This is a genomic window from uncultured Marivita sp., from assembly GCF_947488135.1.
Classification (GTDB): Bacteria; Pseudomonadota; Alphaproteobacteria; order Rhodobacterales; family Rhodobacteraceae; genus Marivita.
The window spans coordinates 120,594-135,913 of record NZ_CANKYW010000006.1; the positions used below are offsets into that span (position 1 = coordinate 120,594).

Sequence of the window (15,320 nt, forward strand, 5' to 3'; positions counted from 1 at the left end):
GATCCTCATGCGGTTCCCCCGGCCCTATGACAGCTGGAAAAACACGGTTGCCAGTGGCGGCACGGTGATCTCGATGGCATACGGGCATCCGTGCATCGAGATGTCTTGTGCATTTGCGCCGCCCGGGGTGCCGGTATCCGTACCCCCGTAAATCGCGGCATCGGTGTTGAGCTTTTCGTCCCAATGCCCGTCGTTCGGCACGCCGATCATGAAGTTGGTGCGCGGAACGGGCGTGAAGTTGGACACCACCAGAACCGGTTTTTGGCCGTCGGCACCATAGCGCACCCAGGAAAACACCGAATCCGCCGCGTTACCGCCATCGATCCAGCGGAACCCGTCTTCGGAACTGTCCTTCTGGTAAAGCGCGGGGGTGTCCCGGTAGAGCGTGTTCAGGTCGCGCACCAGCCGCTGCATCCCTTGATGCGGCGCGTGATCCAGAAGGTGCCAATCCAGACTGGTCTCGTTGTTCCACTCCTGGCCTTGGGCAAATTCGCACCCCATGAAGAGCAGTTTCTTGCCCGGGTGCCCCCACATGAACCCGTAATAGGCCCGCAGGTTGGCAAAGCGCTGCCAGTCGTCCCCCGGCATCTTGCTCAGCATCGACCCTTTGCCGTGCACCACTTCGTCGTGGCTGATCGGCAGGATGAAGTTTTCGGAAAACGCGTAGTGCAGACCGAAGGTCATCTTGTCGTGGTGATATTTCCGGTTGATCGGGTCTTCTGCCATGTACCGCAGGGTGTCGTTCATCCACCCCATGTTCCATTTAAAGCCGAACCCAAGACCGCCCGCGTCGGTCGGTGCGCTGACCCCCGGAAAGGCGGTGCTTTCCTCGGCGGCGGTCAGGATGCTGTCATCGGCGGCGTAGACCACCTCGTTCATCCGCTGCATGAAGGCGATGGCCTCAAGGTTCTCGCGGCCGCCGTCCTTGTTGGGCACCCATTCGCCCTCTTTGCGCGAGTAGTCGCGATAGAGCATCGACGCCACGGCATCCACGCGAAGCCCATCGATATGGTATTCCTCGAACCAGAACCGCGCGTTGGCGATCAGGAAGTTCTGCACCTCCGTCCGGCCATAGTTGTAGACCAGCGTGTTCCAGTCGGGGTGGAAGCCCTCTTTCGGGTCGGCATGTTCATAGAGCGGTGTGCCATCGAAGCGGCCAAGCCCGTGCTGGTCGGTCGGAAAATGTCCCGGCACCCAGTCGATGATCAGACCAAGCCCCGCAGCGTGGCACGCATCGACGAATTGGCGAAACTCCTGCGGTGTGCCGAACCGTGACGTCGGCGCGAACAGGCCCACGGGTTGATAGCCCCACGACCCGCCGAACGGGTACTCGGATACCGGCGTCAGCTCGATATGGGTGAAGCCCATGTCCTTGGCGTAATCGACCAGCATGGAGGCGTGTTCGAGATAGGTCAGCGACCGATTGTCCTCTTCCGGGACGCGCCGCCAGCTTTCCAGATGCACCTCGTAAATCGAGATCGGCTGGTCGATCTTCTGTTTCGCGCCGCGCTTGGACAACCAACCGCCATCCGACCAGTCGTAACCATCGAGATCGCGCACGACTGAGGCGGTCCGGGGTGGAAGCTCTGCTCCGAACCCCACGGGGTCGGCCTTGAGCGGCAGGAGATTGCCCGAACCATCGAGGATCTCGTATTTGTAAACCGTGCCGTCGCCCAAAGCGGGGACGAAGATCTCGTGCACACCCGTGGCCCCGCGTCGGCGCATCACGTGCCGACGACCGTCCCAGCCGTTGAAATCGCCAACGACCGACACCCGCAAGGCATTTGGCGCCCAGACGGCGAAATGCGTGCCGGTGACGCCCTCGTGCTCGCCGACATGCGCCCCAAGCGCGTCCCAAAGCTGGTGATGGGTGCCTTCGCCAAGCAGGTATTCATCCATCTCGCCCAGCTTTGGGCCAAACGCATAGGCATCCTGCTCTTCCCACGTATCGGCGCCGCGCGTCATGCGCAGGCGGTAGGGAAACCGTTTCTTCCGGCGCGGGATCACCCCGGCAAAAAGACCATCGGCAACGCGGTCGAGCTCTGCCAGCGCACGCCCGGTCTTGGCGTCGATCACCTCCACCGCGTCGGCTTCGGGCCGCATCGCGCGCATGACAAGCTTCCCGTCCAACTCATGCAGGCCCAGCACTGCAAAGGGATCACCGTGGCGGCCCTGTGCGATGGCCTCTGCCGTGGTTGCGTCGATCAGATGATCCGCATCGGTCATGCCGACTTCTCGAGCTTTGCCTTGGTCACGCTCTCTGCCCCCCAAATGTCTCGTGCGTAGCCCTTGATCGTCCGATCCGACGAGAACCAGCCCATGCTGGCGGTATTGGCAATCGCCATAGCCGCCCAGTTCTGCGGGTTCTGGTAGGCGGTGTCCGCGCGGCGCTGCGTGTCGAAATAGCTGTCGAAATCACAGGTCACGAGGAAATAGTCATGATCATAAAGCATCCCCACGAGCCCATGATAGCGGCTTGGGTCCTGCGGTGCAAAACGGCCCTCGGCGATCTGTCCGAGAACCCGTTGCAGACGCGGGCTCGACTCGATCGCGGCGCGGGCGTATCCATGCTGCGCGCGACGCTCCATCACCTCCTGGGCTGTCAGGCCGAAGAGGAAGAAGTTTTCGGTTCCCACGTGTTCGCGGATTTCCACGTTCGCGCCGTCCAGCGTGCCGATGGTCAGCGCGCCGTTCAGGGCGAATTTCATGTTGCCGGTGCCAGACGCTTCTTTGCCCGCGGTCGAGATCTGTTCCGACAGATCCGCCGCCGGGATCAGCCGTTCGGCCATCGTGACGTTGTAATTCGGCGGGTACACGATCTTGAGCTTGTCGCCGGTTACCGGATCGTTGTTGATCACGTTCGCCACGTCGTTGATCAGGCGAATGATGTCCTTGGCCACGAAATATCCCGGCGCGGCCTTACCGCCGAAAATCTTGACGCGCGGGGTCCAGTCGGCATCGGGATTGTCCCGCATCTCGTTCCAGAGCGCGACGGTTTCGAGCAGGTTCATCAACTGGCGTTTGTATTCGTGAATGCGCTTGATCTGCACGTCGAACATCGCGTCCGGGTCCAGCGACACGCCCATCGTTTCATTGATCCAGTTCGACAGGTTCACCTTGTTCTCGCGCTTCGAGGTGGTGAACGCGTCGACGAAGGCAGCATCCTCGCGCCTGGATTTCAGCGCGCTCAACTGTTCGAGGTCGGTCACCCAGCCTTCGCCGATCGTGTCGGTGATCAGGTTGCGCAGGGAGGGGTTGCATCCGTACAGCCAGCGGCGTGGGGTGATACCGTTGGTCTGGTTGATGATCCGCGTCGGGTGGATGCGGTGCAGATCGGCAAACACCGTTTCCTTGACCAACTCGGTGTGCAACGCCGACACGCCGTTGACCTTGTGTGCCATGATGAAGGCCAACTCGCCCATGCGCACGTCACCGTGGTCGAGGATGCGCGGGCTGTCCGGGAACTCGGCCTGATGCGCGTGCTCAATGGCGCGAATGATCTCAAGATGCCGCGGCAGGATGCGGCCCATCAAATGCTCGCTCCAGCGTTCCAGCGCCTCGGGCAGAAGCGTGTGGTTGGTATAGGCCAGGCACTTGCGCGCCAGCGGAATCGCTTCGTCCATCGGGATGTCGTGCTCATCCACAAGAATGCGCACCAGTTCCGGCCCGGCAATGGCCGGGTGCGTGTCGTTCAACTGGATCGCCACGTAATCGGGAAGGGCGCGGATGTCGTCGTGAGCCGCCAGATAACGGCGCAGCAGGTCCATGATCGACGCGGCGGTAAAGAAGTATTCCTGCTTGAGCCGGAGTTCCTTGCCGCTTTCGGTGGTGTCGTCGGGATACAGCACGCGGCTGATCGTGCGCGCCAGCGCCTCGGACCGACCGGCGGCGAGGTAATCGCCCCGATTGAAGCTTTCGAGGTCGAATTCCTTGGCCGGTTCCGCCGACCATAGCCGCAGGGTGTTGCCCCAGTCACCCTTCCACCCGACGATGGGGGTGTCATGCGCCGTTGCCATGACCACTTCGCCGGGATGCCAATAGGCCTTGCCCTCGTGGTGATCGACATGCCCGCCAAAGCCGATGCGATACTGCGCCTCGGGGCGCTCGAATTCCCAGGCGTGGCGTTGGGTCAGCCATGTCTCTGGCTTTTCGACCTGCTGGCCCTGCGCAAAGCTCTGTTCAAACAGTCCGTGTTCATAGCGAATACCGTACCCAAAGGCCGGAATACCCAGCGTCGCAAGCGAATCCATGAAACACGCAGCAAGACGCCCCAAACCACCGTTGCCAAGCGCCGCATCGGGTTCGTCATGCACGATCGTGTCGTAGTCCTGACCCAGCTCGGCTATCGCGGTCTTGACCGTGTCCTCGAGCTGAAGGTTCGAGATCATGTCCTCGATCAACCGTCCGATCAGAAACTCCATCGACAGATAATACACCCGCTTGGGCGAGGCCGCGTAGGTTTCCTTGGTGGAACGGAACCATGTTTCGACCATCTCGTCGCGCAGGACCAGCGACAGCGCGATGCGCCAGTCATAGGTGGACGCATGCTCGGCGTCCTTGCCCAGCGAATATTTCAGGCGGTTCAGAATATCGGTTTTCATGGTCATCCGGATGCGTCCTCTGGAAGGCTCGATTCAGGGCAAATTGCGGTGCTTCAGTCGTTTCGATAGCGCTAACATCGCCTCTAATAGCGAATTTCGACAGAAACACCACTGCACTTTATGCAAACGTGTAGGTCACGGTCAGCATGGCTTCAGCCTTTTTGCGCGGCATATCCCCAACGGCTAGGGCCGATTGCCGAACAGATCAAGCGTCTGCGCGGTTCCCAAAGGCCCGCGTTTGGCGGCCTCAGATCCGGGCAAGTGACTGGATCTGATACCCTTTGCTATCGAAATTTTCGGGCGCCAGCCAACGCTCGAAACGAGCCTTCAGTGCGGGCCATTCGCTGTCGAGAATGGAAAACCACGCCGTGTCGCGGTTGCGGCCTTTGTAGTGGGTCGCCTGACGAAACGTGCCTTCATAGGCAAAACCCAGCCGTTGCGCCGCCTTGCGCGACGGCGCGTTCAGCGCGTCGCATTTCCATTCGTACCGGCGATACCGCAATTCATCAAAGGCGCGCGCCATCATCAGGTACTGGAATTCGGTCGCGGCACGGCTGCGTTGCAGCGCGGGGGACAGGTTGATGAAACCAACCTCGATCGAGGCGCTGGCCGGGGAGATGCGCAGATAGCTGGCATGGCCCAAGGCATGGCCATCGACTTTAATCGCGTGCATCAAAGGATCGCTCCACGTCGCGGCGTCTTGCACCCAGGCGCGGAACGCTGCGAAATCGTGGTAAGGCCCGTTTGGCAGGTACGTCCAGATCCGGTCCTCGCTGTCCTGACGAAAGGCCGCGTAAAGGTCGTCTGAATGGTCCACCGACAGGGGCACGACCGAACAATACCGCCCAACCATCGCGGTGCGGGGAGGCGTTTGACGAGGCGCGGTATCCTCGAGGGGCAAGCCGATCGGTTGGCCCAGCGCATTCAAGCGCTGGCCGGTGATCAGGGGATCAGTCACGCAAATTCGCGACCCAAGGCTTCGTCCACCGAGGCGATGATCTGGTCGATGTCATCCTTGGTGGCGATCAGCGCGGGGCTGAAGCACAGCGTGTTGTTCATGCCCGGTAGCGACCGGTTGGTCGCGCCGATGATGATGCCCTGGCTCATGCAGTCGGCCACCACCTTCTGAACACGCTTTTCCGCCATCGGTTTGCGGGTGTCCCGATCCTCGACCAACTCGGCACCCAGGAACAGACCCTTGCCGCGTACGTCGCCGATGACCGTGTGCTTCTCGGCCAGCGCATGAAGCTCGCCCAGCATGTACTCGCCCATCGCCGTGGTGTTTTCGAGCAGGTTCTCGTCTTCGATGATCCGCATGTTCTCCAACGCCGCTGCCGGCCCGGCGGTGCAGCCACCAAAGGTCGAGATATCGCGGAAATAGTTCATCGGATCGTCGGCATTGTCCTTGAACATCGAGAAAACGTCCTCGGTGGTCACCAGACACGCAATCGCGGCATAGCCCGACGCGACACCTTTGGCCATTGTCACCATGTCAGGCTGAACGCCGTATTGCTGGTAGCCGAACCATGTGCCGGTGCGACCGACGCCGCAAACGACCTCATCGATATGCAGCAGGATGTCGTATTTGCGGCAGATCTCCTGCACGCGGTCCCAATAGCCCTGCGGCGGGGTGATCACGCCGCCACCTGCCGTCACCGGCTCAAGGCAGAGCGCGCCCACGGTGTCCGGGCCTTCGCGCAGGATCACCTGTTCGATCTGGTCTGCTGCCCATTCGCCGTAATTCTCGGTCGGGGCGCCCTGATCGGCGGCGCGGTACTCAAGGCAATGCGGCACGCGCACGAAACCGGGCGTGAACGGCCCGTACTGCGCGTTGCGCTCGTCCTGACCGCCCGCACTCAGACAGCCGATGGTGGTGCCGTGGTAATCGCGGTCGCGGTAGAGGATCTTGTGCTTGTTGCCGCCATAGCGCTTGTGCGCGATCTGGCGGACCATCTTGAACGCCTTTTCGTTCGCCTCGGATCCCGAGTTTGTGTAATAGACGCGCGTCATGCCTGGCATCTTGGCAATCAGCTTTTCCGAGAACAGAGCGCCGGGGATCGACCCTGCCGATCCGGCGAAATAGTTGAGTTTCAAAAGCTGGTCGTAGACCGCCTTGGCGATGCTTTCGCGGCCGTAGCCCACGTTCACTGTCCAGACGCCACCGGACACGGCATCCAGATGCTCCTTGCCCTTCTGGTCCCAAACCCGCATGCCCTTGCCTTCGACGATGATCCGCGGATCATTGGTTTCGAACGGCTTGTGCTGGATCAGGTGGTGCCACACATGGGCGCGGTCGGCTTCGACCACATGGCTAAGATCGTTTTGGGACAATGTACCGTCCATGGTCGTCACCTCCGTCTGAGAATCAATGAACGCCCGACGCGCGCCGCGCTCTGGCAGGTGCATCTTGATCAGATCGGCAGGCGCGCGTTAGGGCCAGACCAATATCACAGATAGGTCCAATTTGCACGTCCAGCCGATACGCGCATCGGTCGCCGTATCGTTTGAGGTTCAGCTGCCGTCTGTCGGCGGAGCGTCTGCCGGAGTCCCGCCGAACATCCCGAACAGGGATGCAACCTGTGCATCCAGCCAAAGGCGCAGTTGATCGACCAGCGCGGAATAGGTGTCGAGAGGTGCCTTGAGCTGCGGGACGGTGTCCCCAAGCTGGGGCGCAAAGACGTACAACGCTGCAGCAATGGCGAAGATCAGGAAGGTAAGCACAAAACCACGCCCGAAACTGCCGGCGTCGTCCTCATCGTCGTCCAGGTCGCCTTGCAGCGTGCGCATCTCACGCCGCTCGGTCGAGGCGCGCAGGGTCTGGTTGATCTCTTCCACGTCGGGCAGCATATCGCGGCGCGATTTCGGACGATCAGTGACCGCCGAGGCAGCCGCTGCCGCCGCTGCGGCATCCGGGTCTTCGCCGCGCAGCTTGCGCATCCGGTCCTGTGCCTGGCGCGCACGTTTCGCGGCTTCGTCCTCGGGTTCCTGCAAGCCCAGTTCGGGCTGCTCTTCCAGGCTTCCGGCCTCGGCCTCGCGGGCACGCGCCTCAAGCTCGGCCTCTTCGCGCAGGATGTCCGCGACCGACGGGTCAAGCTCGCGGCGCTTCGGCGGCGCGGGTGGGGGTGTGTTTCCGGGGGTGGGTTCCTGGTTGACCGACGGGCGGCTGTCGACGTCGCTTTCAACCTCCGGGTGCCAGACAGCATCCTTCGGGGCCGCCGCCTCTGCGGCAAGGGCTTCAGGCGTGTTGCTGGTGTCACGTTCCTGGAACCAGGTGTTGCCGCAATTGGAACACTGGACGTCCCGACCGTCCTCGGGAATGACATCATCGGGGACTTCGTATTGTGCCCCGCAGCTTGGACATGTCAGCCGCATATTGCCTGTTGCCCCTCATCGGCTGGTCTGGATTTTGCGACCAACCGCCTTGTTCCTCGTTTTAATGCACCATAGGCGCGCGTTTCCGCTTGTAAAACCCTATTCTGAGCCCACCGGCGCATTGAAACCGGCACGATGCTCAGGCACAACAACGCCGAACCAAGGGCAGGGAACACCACCACCGTGATCGAGCTGGAAAATGTGGCCTACAGTTATGGCGGTGGCGAGTTGCTCACGGACATGACCCTCAAAGTTGCGCCGGGGTCGTTTCACTTCCTCACCGGACCGTCGGGATCGGGCAAGACCACGTTCCTCAAACTGTGTTACGGCGCGCTCCAGGCGACGGCGGGGCATGTGCGCCTGTTCGACCGGGACGTGCGCGGGCTAAGCCGCGATGACGTTGCTGTCCTGCGCCGCAAGATCGGCGTGGTGCATCAGGACTGCCAGTTCCTCGACCATCTACCGGTGACCGAAAACGTCGCCCTGCCGCTGGCCGTGTCCGGTCAGGACGCCAGCAGCGCGGACGCGAACCTAAAGGAATTGCTGGCCTGGGTCGGTCTGACATCGCGCGCCGATGCGCTGCCGCCGGAACTGTCGGGCGGCGAACGCCAGCGCGCGGCTCTGGCGCGGGCCGTCATCATGTCACCGGATGTGATCCTCGCGGATGAGCCGACGGGCAATATCGACTGGGAGATGTCGCAGCGCCTGCTGACCCTGCTGGTCGAATTGAACCGCATGGGCAAGACCATCCTCGTGGCGACCCACGATCTTGGGCTGATCCGCGCCGCCAAGGCGCAGGTGCAGACACGGGTTCTGCGGATTTCGAACCGGCGGCTCCAAATGGCGGGGGCGGACCTGTGATCCTTGACTGGCGCTCTACCGCGAAAATGCTGCAATTTGATGAAAAAGCGGATCGCGTCGTTCCGCCGACGGGCTTTACCGCGCGACTGACACTGTTCAGTTCCTTCGCGATGGCCTTCCTCGCTGTCTTCGCGCTGGCCCTGTCGCTCGCGGCGGGGCGCGTCGCGGATCGCTGGGGCGAGGAACTGGCACAGTCGTCCACCCTTCGTATCTCGGCCCCGGCCGGTGAGGTCGCAACCCAGACCGAAGCCGCGCTGCGCGTGCTGCGCACCACGCCCGGTATCGAGGACGCCCGCGCCCTGACCGCCGAGGAGCAGCGCGCGCTCTTGACGCCTTGGTTCGGTCCGGATTTGCCGATCGAAGATCTGCCGCTGCCACAGCTTATCGACATCACCGAAACCGAAGGTGGCTACGACGCCGCTGGCCTGCGCCTGCGCCTTGCCGCCGAAGCCCCGGCGGCGGTGCTGGACGATCACGCCCGCTGGCGACGCCCCTTGGTCGACGCCGCCGCGCGTCTGCGCCTTCTCGGGTGGCTGTCGATCCTGCTGATCGCGTCGGCCACGGCGGCGATGGTTACGCTGGCCGCCAATGCCGCGCTCGCCGCGAATGCGCAGGTCATCGCGGTGCTCCGGCTGGTTGGCGCAAAGGACACGTATATCGCCAGAGCCTTTGTCCGGCGGTTCGCGTTGCGGTCGTTGACCGGAGCAGCGGTCGGCACGCTTGTCGGTGTGATCGCGCTGTTCCTGATCCCCGCGGGCAGTGACGAGACCGGCTTTCTGACCGATCTCAGGCTTCAGGGCATCGGGTGGCTTTGGGCGGTCCTGATCCCGCCGCTTTCGGGACTTGTCGCCTTTGTCGCCACCCGGTTTGCCGCAGGCCGCGTTTTAGAGGAATTGGCCTGATGGCATATGCAATCCAGTGGGTCCGGTCGCTGATCTTCATTATCTCGGTCTATCTTTCCATCGCGGTTGTCGGTCTCGTGCTGTTTCCCTGGGCGCTGGTGTCGCGCAGGGGGGCGCGGACCGGATGTATGACCGTTTGTCGCTTCGTGCGCTGGGCAGCGCCGTGGATGATCGGTCTCAAGACGGAAATCCGTGGCACACCGCCCGATTACGAATGCCTTGTCGCGTCGAAGCATCAGAGCTTTCTTGATGTTTTCCTTGTGTTTTCTGCGTTGCCAGCTGGCAAGTTCATCATGAAGCGCATCCTGATGTATGCGCCTATCGTGGGGCAGTACGGGCTGCGCATCGGCTGCATCCCGGTCGATCGCGGCAAACGCGGCGCGGCGATCAAACAGATGGTCGAAGCCGTGCGCAACGGCACCGCGACGCCGGGTCAGTTGATCATCTACCCCCAAGGCACGCGCATCGCACCGGGGGTGAAAGCGCCGTACAAAATCGGGACGGCGGTGCTTTACGAACAGTTGGGCCAGCCTTGCGTTCCGGTGGCCGCCAATGTCGGACTTTTCTGGCCCAAGCGCGGGATCTACCGCAAACAGGGAACGGCCATCGTCGAATTTCTCGATCCCATCCAGCCGGGGCTGGCGCGGGATGAATTTCTGAAACTGCTCGAAACGCGGATCGAAACCGCCTCGACCCGTTTGAACGAAGAGGCCGGTTTCCATGCGCCGCATTGAGACGCTTGCGGATCTGGACGCGCTCTATGGCGATCCGGTGCCTGCCGCGCTGAGCAAAGTGGCAGATCACCTGACCCCGACTTACCGGCGTTGGATCGAGGCGGCGCGGTTCTGCATTCTGTCGACCGTGGGACCGAACGGGACGCATGGCACGCCGCGCGGCGATGTCGATCCGGTGGTCCGGGTGGCCGATCCGCACACGATCCTGTTGCCCGATTGGCAGGGGAACAACCGACTGGATGCGCTGCGCGATCTGATCGCGGATCCGCGCATCGCGTTCCTGTTCATGATCCCCGGTTCGAAAACGACCGTCCGGGTGAATGGCCGCGCGTGGATCACCGACGATGCCGACCTGCGCGCGTCCTTTGAGAAGAAGGCCCGCCAACCCGCGACGGTGATCGTCACCGAAGTGGCCGAGGTCTATTCGCAATGCGCCAAGGCACTCATGCGATCGGGGCTTTGGGACGGTGCCGAGGCGCCTGCCGGGCTGCCCACGATCGGCGAAATCCTGGCCGAAATGACCTCGGGCGAGATCGATGGATCCGCCTACGACGAGGGCTACGAAGAGCGGTCGATCCCGAAGCTCTGGTAGGGCAGCGTACGGTCGCTTTCGAAAACCTTAACGCGTAGTGCGCAAGGTGCCCTCACGTTGCGCAACGAGCGGAGAGGGTCACTCCCACACCGCGATCCAATGATGGTTTTCTGATCCGGCGGTGACGCGCCGACCATGAGAAGCCGGCTTCATCAGGCCCGGAAACGGGCACAGGTCCGGGGGGACACCCCCGATTTCAAGAGAACCGTCAGCCCGACCGGGGGCGGCGCCGCTTCTTTATCTGGATATCGGAAGGCTCTTCGAAGAGCCTTGATGCGCGGTTTCGAAACCGCGTGACCAAGCGCGTTGGGACGCGCTTGCGGGACGCCTTTTGACAAGGCGTCCCGCGTGTTCTGCGTTTACATGTGAATGGCGCCGTCACCACAGGCCAATGCGGCTTCGCGCACGGCTTCGGAATAGGTCGGGTGCGCGTGGCAGGTGAGGGCCAGATCCTCGGCCGAGGCTCCGAATTCCATCGCCACACAAACCTCGTGAATGAGATCGCCCGCCATCGGGCCGATGATATGCGCGCCCAGGATGCGGTCGGTGTCCTTGTCGGCGAGAATTTTCACAAACCCATCCGCCGCGAAATTCGCCTTGGCGCGGCCGTTGCCCATGAAGCTGAACTTGCCGACCTTGTAGTTGCGGCCCGCTTCCTTGAGCTGTTCTTCGGTCATGCCGACATTCGCGACTTCGGGATGCGTATAGATCACCCCCGGAATGACGCCGTAATTCACGTGACCATGCTTGCCCGCGATAACCTCGGCGCAGGCCATGCCTTCGTCCTCGGCCTTGTGGGCGAGCATCGGGCCATCGATGCAGTCACCGATCGCATAGATGCCTTTGACATTCGTTTGCCACTGGTCGTTGGTCTTGATCTGGCCACGCTCGGACATCTCGATCCCCAACGCGTCGAGCCCCAGACCGTCGGTATAGGGGCGGCGGCCAGTGGAGACGAGCACGACGTCCGCGTCCATCTCATGTTCGCTGTCATCCTTGCGCAGCTTGTATGTCACCTTCGCCTTCGTCTTGGACGCATCAACCTTCTGGACCGCGGCGCCGAGGGTGAATTTGAGGCCTTGCTTGATCAGGATTTTCTGGAAGCTTTTTGCGACCTCGCCGTCCATGCCCGGTGTGATGGTGTCGAGGAATTCGATCACCTCCACCTCAGTGCCGAGGCGGCTGTAGACCGAGCCCAGTTCCAACCCGATCACGCCCGCACCGATCACGATCATCTTTTTCGGGATCTTGCCCAGCTCCAGCGCGCCGGTGGAGGTGACGACGACCTTTTCGTCGATCTCGATCCCCGGCAGGCTGCTGGGTTCCGACCCCGACGCGACGATGATGTTCTTGGCGTCATGCACGTCGTCGCCGACCTTGACCTTGCCCACCTCGGGGATGGAGCCCCACCCCTTGAGCCAGTCGATCTTGTTCTTCTTGAACAGGAACTCGATGCCCTTGGTGTTCTGGCCGATCACGTCGTCCTTGTAGGCCAGCATCTGTTTCCAATCGACAGACGGGCTTTTGCCCTTGAGACCCATCTTGGCGAAGTTGTGTTCGGCCTCGTGCAACTGATGGCTGGCATGGAGCAACGCCTTGGACGGGATGCAGCCGATGTTGAGACAGGTGCCGCCCAAGGTTTCGCGGCCCTCGACGCAGGCGGTTTTCAGGCCCAGCTGCGCGCAGCGGATCGCGGCCACGTAGCCGCCGGGGCCGGAGCCGATGACGATGACGTCGTATTGTGCCATTTTGCGGTGTCCTTTGTTTTGGGTGGGGCGGGGGCGCTGCCCCCGTCGCCCGCTGGGCGACTCCCCCGGAGTTTATGGGCAAGATGAAGCTATATGAGCGCCGCGATCAACAGGTAGACCGTGGCCAGGAACCCGACCGCCCAAATGAGCGAGCGCCACGGCACCCAACCGAAGACATAGGCCGGAACGTAAAGCACGCGTGCGAGCAGGTAGAGACCGCTGGCCATCGCCGTCGTATCGTTGTTCTGGCCGGAATAGGTGATGACCATGACGGCGATGCCGAAGAGGATCAGCCCTTCGAAATGGTTGTTCATCGCCCGTTGCAGGCGCCCCGCCTTGCCGGTGAGTTGCACCGGGGTGTCACGCGGGCTAAGCGCCTTGCCGGTGCCGACCTGCATCTGTGCGGTGACGGAGTAGGCGACGAATTGCAGGATTTGCAGCAGAGCGGCGAGGGTGAGGGCGGTGAGTTCGGGGGTCATTTTGTTAACCAAGTGACTTTATAAACGAGGCGAGTAGGCCGCCAGTAAAGTTTCCTGCTTTGGCGTATTGAGCATTACCAGACTGGACCTCTTGCACCGCTTTGGAAACGGGTTGCGAAGGAACGCCGGGAAGGTCGACCTCCGCTTCCATGATGCGCATTCCGTAGGAAGTGAGCACTGGGCGGATGACGACACCCGCGGCAACATTGTCCAAGGTTCTGACGACTTCGTCAGTACGGATAACGCCTTCGTTTTCGAGCCAACTGATACACGCAAAAAAGAAGGGCCGATAGCTCTCGTCCAATTCAAGTTCGTCGAATTCTAGATCACATTCCTGAATGCCCCATTCCATCAGAAGACCAAGAATCTTTGATATGACGATCTCTGATTTTTGTATGTCATCCATTGGTCAACTCAAATGGTGCGTGAGATCACGCACCCTACGACGGTGTAGGGTGCGTGTTCACACGCACCGTTTCCTCACAAATCCATCAACAACCGGCGCGGGTCTTCGAGCGCCTCTTTGACGCGGACGAGGAACGTCACGGCACCTTTGCCGTCGACGATGCGGTGGTCGTAGCTGAGGGCGAGGTACATCATCGGGCGGATCTTGATCTCACCGTCCACGACCATCGGGCGGTCCTGGATCTTGTGCATGCCCAGAATGCCCGACTGCGGCGGGTTCAGGATCGGCGAGGACATGAGCGAGCCGTAGACGCCGCCGTTGGAGATGGTGAAGGTGCCGCCCTGCATTTCGGCCATGCTGAGCTTGCCGTCGCGGGCGCGACGGCCCTTTTCGGCGATGGCTTTCTCGATCTCGGCGAAGCTCATCTGATCGGCGTCCCGGATCACCGGAACCACCAGGCCCTGCGGCGTGCCTGCGGCGACGCCCAAGTGGACGAAGTTCTTGTAGACGATGTCGGTGCCGTCGATCTCGGCATTGACCTCGGGCACCTCTTTCAGCGCGTGGCAGCAGGCCTTGGTGAAGAAGGACATGAAGCCGAGGCGCACGCCGTGTTTCTTCTCGAACTGGTCCTTGTACTGGTTGCGCAGGGCCATCACCTCGGTCATGTCGACCTCGTTGTAGGTGGTGAGGATCGCGGCGGTGTTCTGCGCGTCCTTGAGACGGCGGGCGATGGTCTGGCGCAGGCGGGTCATCTTGACCCGTTCCTCGCGCGCGGCGTCATCGGCGCTGACCGGCGCGCGGGGCGCCGAGGCGGGGGCAGAGGTTTGTGCCGGGGCGCTGGAGGCGGCGGCGACGGCCTTGGCGACGTCTTCCTTCATGATGCGTCCGTCGCGGCCCGAGCCTTCGACTTGATCGCGGCTCACGCCTGCTTCGGCCATCGCCTTTTTGGCGGAGGGCGCGTCTTCGACGTCTGACGACGGGGTCGAGGATGGCTGGGCTGCCGGGGCTGGGGCGGTTTCCTGCGCGGGGGCCGAGGCGGCGGCGTCGGCGCCGGCGCCGATCACACCAAGTTTGCCTCCGGCGGCGACGGTGCTGCCTTCTTCGGCGGTGATCTCGGAGAGAACACCGGCGCTGGGCGCGGGGACCTCGACGGAGACCTTGTCGGTTTCCAGCTCGCAGAGCATTTCGTCCTGCGCGACGGTGTCGCCCACCTTTTTGAACCATGTGGACACGGTTGCCTCGGACACGGATTCACCCAGTGTCGGCACCATCACGTCCACGGATTGGTCATCGCCGCCCTGTTTCGGTTCGGGCGTGGAGTCGGCCTTGGCGGATGACTGTTTTTTCTCGGACGGCCGCTCCTCGGGGGTTGTGGCCCCGGCCTCGCCTGACTCGGCGATGTTTGCGAGAAGGGCATCGACGCCCACGGTTTCGCCTTCGCCCGCAACGATATCGGCCAGCTTCCCGGCAACGGGCGACGGCACTTCGACCGTCACCTTGTCGGTTTCCAGCTCGCACAGCATTTCGTCCACGGCGACGCTGTCGCCCGGTTTCTTGAACCATGTGGCGACCGTGGCCTCGGTTACGGATTCGCCCAGTGTGGGCACGCGCACTTCGGTTGTCAT

13 protein-coding genes are annotated in these 15,320 nt (G+C 62.2%); 4 read left to right on the top strand and 9 right to left on the bottom strand.

The features are described 5' to 3' along the window. Nucleotides 1-24: 24 nt before the first annotated feature. The 5 genes from glgB to Q1B16_RS16505 all read right to left on the bottom strand — a co-directional run bounded on the left by glgB (nucleotide 25) and on the right by Q1B16_RS16505 (nucleotide 7,973). Entirely contained in the window at nucleotides 25-2,226 is a 2,202-nt protein-coding gene (gene glgB / locus Q1B16_RS16485) for a 1,4-alpha-glucan branching protein GlgB (RefSeq protein ID WP_299791245.1), read from the bottom strand. After that, nucleotides 2,223-4,601, bottom strand: a complete 2,379-nt coding sequence (locus Q1B16_RS16490) for a glycogen/starch/alpha-glucan phosphorylase (RefSeq protein ID WP_299791598.1) — start codon at nucleotides 4,599-4,601, stop codon at nucleotides 2,223-2,225. The genes glgB and Q1B16_RS16490 overlap by 4 nt, the downstream gene beginning before the upstream one ends. Nucleotides 4,602-4,848: 247 nt before the next feature. Beyond that, the gene (locus tag Q1B16_RS16495; protein ID WP_299791248.1) at nucleotides 4,849-5,559 is read right to left on the bottom strand and encodes a GNAT family protein; all 711 of its coding nucleotides are present in this window, start codon (nucleotides 5,557-5,559) and stop codon (nucleotides 4,849-4,851) included. After that, the gene (locus tag Q1B16_RS16500) at nucleotides 5,556-6,944 is read right to left on the bottom strand and encodes an aminotransferase class III-fold pyridoxal phosphate-dependent enzyme (protein ID WP_299791251.1); all 1,389 of its coding nucleotides are present in this window, start codon (nucleotides 6,942-6,944) and stop codon (nucleotides 5,556-5,558) included. The genes Q1B16_RS16495 and Q1B16_RS16500 overlap by 4 nt, the downstream gene beginning before the upstream one ends. Before the next feature lie 168 nt (nucleotides 6,945-7,112). Continuing rightward, a complete protein-coding gene (locus Q1B16_RS16505) occupies nucleotides 7,113-7,973 on the bottom strand; it encodes a zinc-ribbon domain-containing protein (RefSeq protein WP_299791254.1) in 861 nt (286 codons plus the stop codon). A gap of 183 nt (nucleotides 7,974-8,156) precedes the next feature. Between Q1B16_RS16505 and Q1B16_RS16510 the strand changes: the two genes are divergently transcribed. From Q1B16_RS16510 to Q1B16_RS16525, 4 genes are read left to right on the top strand one after another with little or no spacing between them, the layout of a single operon-like run. Continuing rightward, nucleotides 8,157-8,834 carry an ATP-binding cassette domain-containing protein gene (locus Q1B16_RS16510; RefSeq protein WP_299791601.1) on the top strand — a complete coding sequence of 226 codons (678 nt, stop codon included), beginning with the start codon at nucleotides 8,157-8,159 and terminating at the stop codon, nucleotides 8,832-8,834. A 26-nt stretch (nucleotides 8,835-8,860) separates the two neighbouring features. Continuing rightward, entirely contained in the window at nucleotides 8,861-9,736 is an 876-nt protein-coding gene (locus tag Q1B16_RS16515) for an FtsX-like permease family protein (RefSeq protein ID WP_299791604.1), read from the top strand. Beyond that, complete coding sequence (locus Q1B16_RS16520; RefSeq protein ID WP_299791257.1) at nucleotides 9,736-10,470, top strand: lysophospholipid acyltransferase family protein; 735 nt, start codon at nucleotides 9,736-9,738, stop codon at nucleotides 10,468-10,470. The genes Q1B16_RS16515 and Q1B16_RS16520 overlap by 1 nt, the downstream gene beginning before the upstream one ends. Beyond that, the gene (locus Q1B16_RS16525) at nucleotides 10,457-11,062 is read left to right on the top strand and encodes a pyridoxamine 5'-phosphate oxidase family protein (protein ID WP_299791260.1); all 606 of its coding nucleotides are present in this window, start codon (nucleotides 10,457-10,459) and stop codon (nucleotides 11,060-11,062) included. Before Q1B16_RS16520 ends, Q1B16_RS16525 begins: the two co-directional genes overlap by 14 nt. A gap of 359 nt (nucleotides 11,063-11,421) precedes the next feature. Here the strand turns inward: Q1B16_RS16525 and lpdA are convergent, their stop codons facing one another. The 4 genes from lpdA to odhB all read right to left on the bottom strand — a co-directional run bounded on the left by lpdA (nucleotide 11,422) and on the right by odhB (nucleotide 15,320). After that, entirely contained in the window at nucleotides 11,422-12,810 is a 1,389-nt protein-coding gene (gene lpdA, locus Q1B16_RS16530) for a dihydrolipoyl dehydrogenase (protein ID WP_299791263.1), read from the bottom strand. An 89-nt stretch (nucleotides 12,811-12,899) separates the two neighbouring features. Next, nucleotides 12,900-13,289: an MAPEG family protein gene (locus Q1B16_RS16535; RefSeq protein WP_299791266.1), complete on the bottom strand. Its 390-nt coding sequence runs from the start codon at nucleotides 13,287-13,289 to the stop codon at nucleotides 12,900-12,902. Nucleotides 13,290-13,293: 4 nt separating this feature from the next. Continuing rightward, nucleotides 13,294-13,695 carry a hypothetical protein gene (locus tag Q1B16_RS16540; protein ID WP_299791269.1) on the bottom strand — a complete coding sequence of 134 codons (402 nt, stop codon included), beginning with the start codon at nucleotides 13,693-13,695 and terminating at the stop codon, nucleotides 13,294-13,296. 74 nt (nucleotides 13,696-13,769) lie between these two features. Further along, nucleotides 13,770-15,320: a 2-oxoglutarate dehydrogenase complex dihydrolipoyllysine-residue succinyltransferase gene (gene odhB / locus Q1B16_RS16545; protein WP_299791272.1), complete on the bottom strand. Its 1,551-nt coding sequence runs from the start codon at nucleotides 15,318-15,320 to the stop codon at nucleotides 13,770-13,772.

What these genes read in the sequence shown, in the direction of transcription:
- lpdA (WP_299791263.1), bottom strand. Translation starts at nt 12,810, where the DNA reads ATGGCACAATACGACGTCATCGTCATCGGCTCCGGCCCCGGCGGCTAC.
- Q1B16_RS16500 (WP_299791251.1), bottom strand. Translation starts at nt 6,944, where the DNA reads ATGGACGGTACATTGTCCCAAAACGATCTTAGCCATGTGGTCGAAGCC.
- Q1B16_RS16505 (WP_299791254.1), bottom strand. Translation starts at nt 7,973, where the DNA reads ATGCGGCTGACATGTCCAAGCTGCGGGGCACAATACGAAGTCCCCGAT.
- Q1B16_RS16525 (WP_299791260.1), top strand. Translation starts at nt 10,457, where the DNA reads ATGCGCCGCATTGAGACGCTTGCGGATCTGGACGCGCTCTATGGCGAT.
- Q1B16_RS16540 (WP_299791269.1), bottom strand. Translation starts at nt 13,695, where the DNA reads ATGGATGACATACAAAAATCAGAGATCGTCATATCAAAGATTCTTGGT.
- Q1B16_RS16490 (WP_299791598.1), bottom strand. Translation starts at nt 4,601, where the DNA reads ATGAAAACCGATATTCTGAACCGCCTGAAATATTCGCTGGGCAAGGAC.
- odhB (WP_299791272.1), bottom strand. Translation starts at nt 15,320, where the DNA reads ATGACAACCGAAGTGCGCGTGCCCACACTGGGCGAATCCGTAACCGAG.
- Q1B16_RS16515 (WP_299791604.1), top strand. Translation starts at nt 8,861, where the DNA reads ATGCTGCAATTTGATGAAAAAGCGGATCGCGTCGTTCCGCCGACGGGC.
- glgB (WP_299791245.1), bottom strand. Translation starts at nt 2,226, where the DNA reads ATGACCGATGCGGATCATCTGATCGACGCAACCACGGCAGAGGCCATC.
- Q1B16_RS16520 (WP_299791257.1), top strand. Translation starts at nt 9,736, where the DNA reads ATGGCATATGCAATCCAGTGGGTCCGGTCGCTGATCTTCATTATCTCG.
- Q1B16_RS16535 (WP_299791266.1), bottom strand. Translation starts at nt 13,289, where the DNA reads ATGACCCCCGAACTCACCGCCCTCACCCTCGCCGCTCTGCTGCAAATC.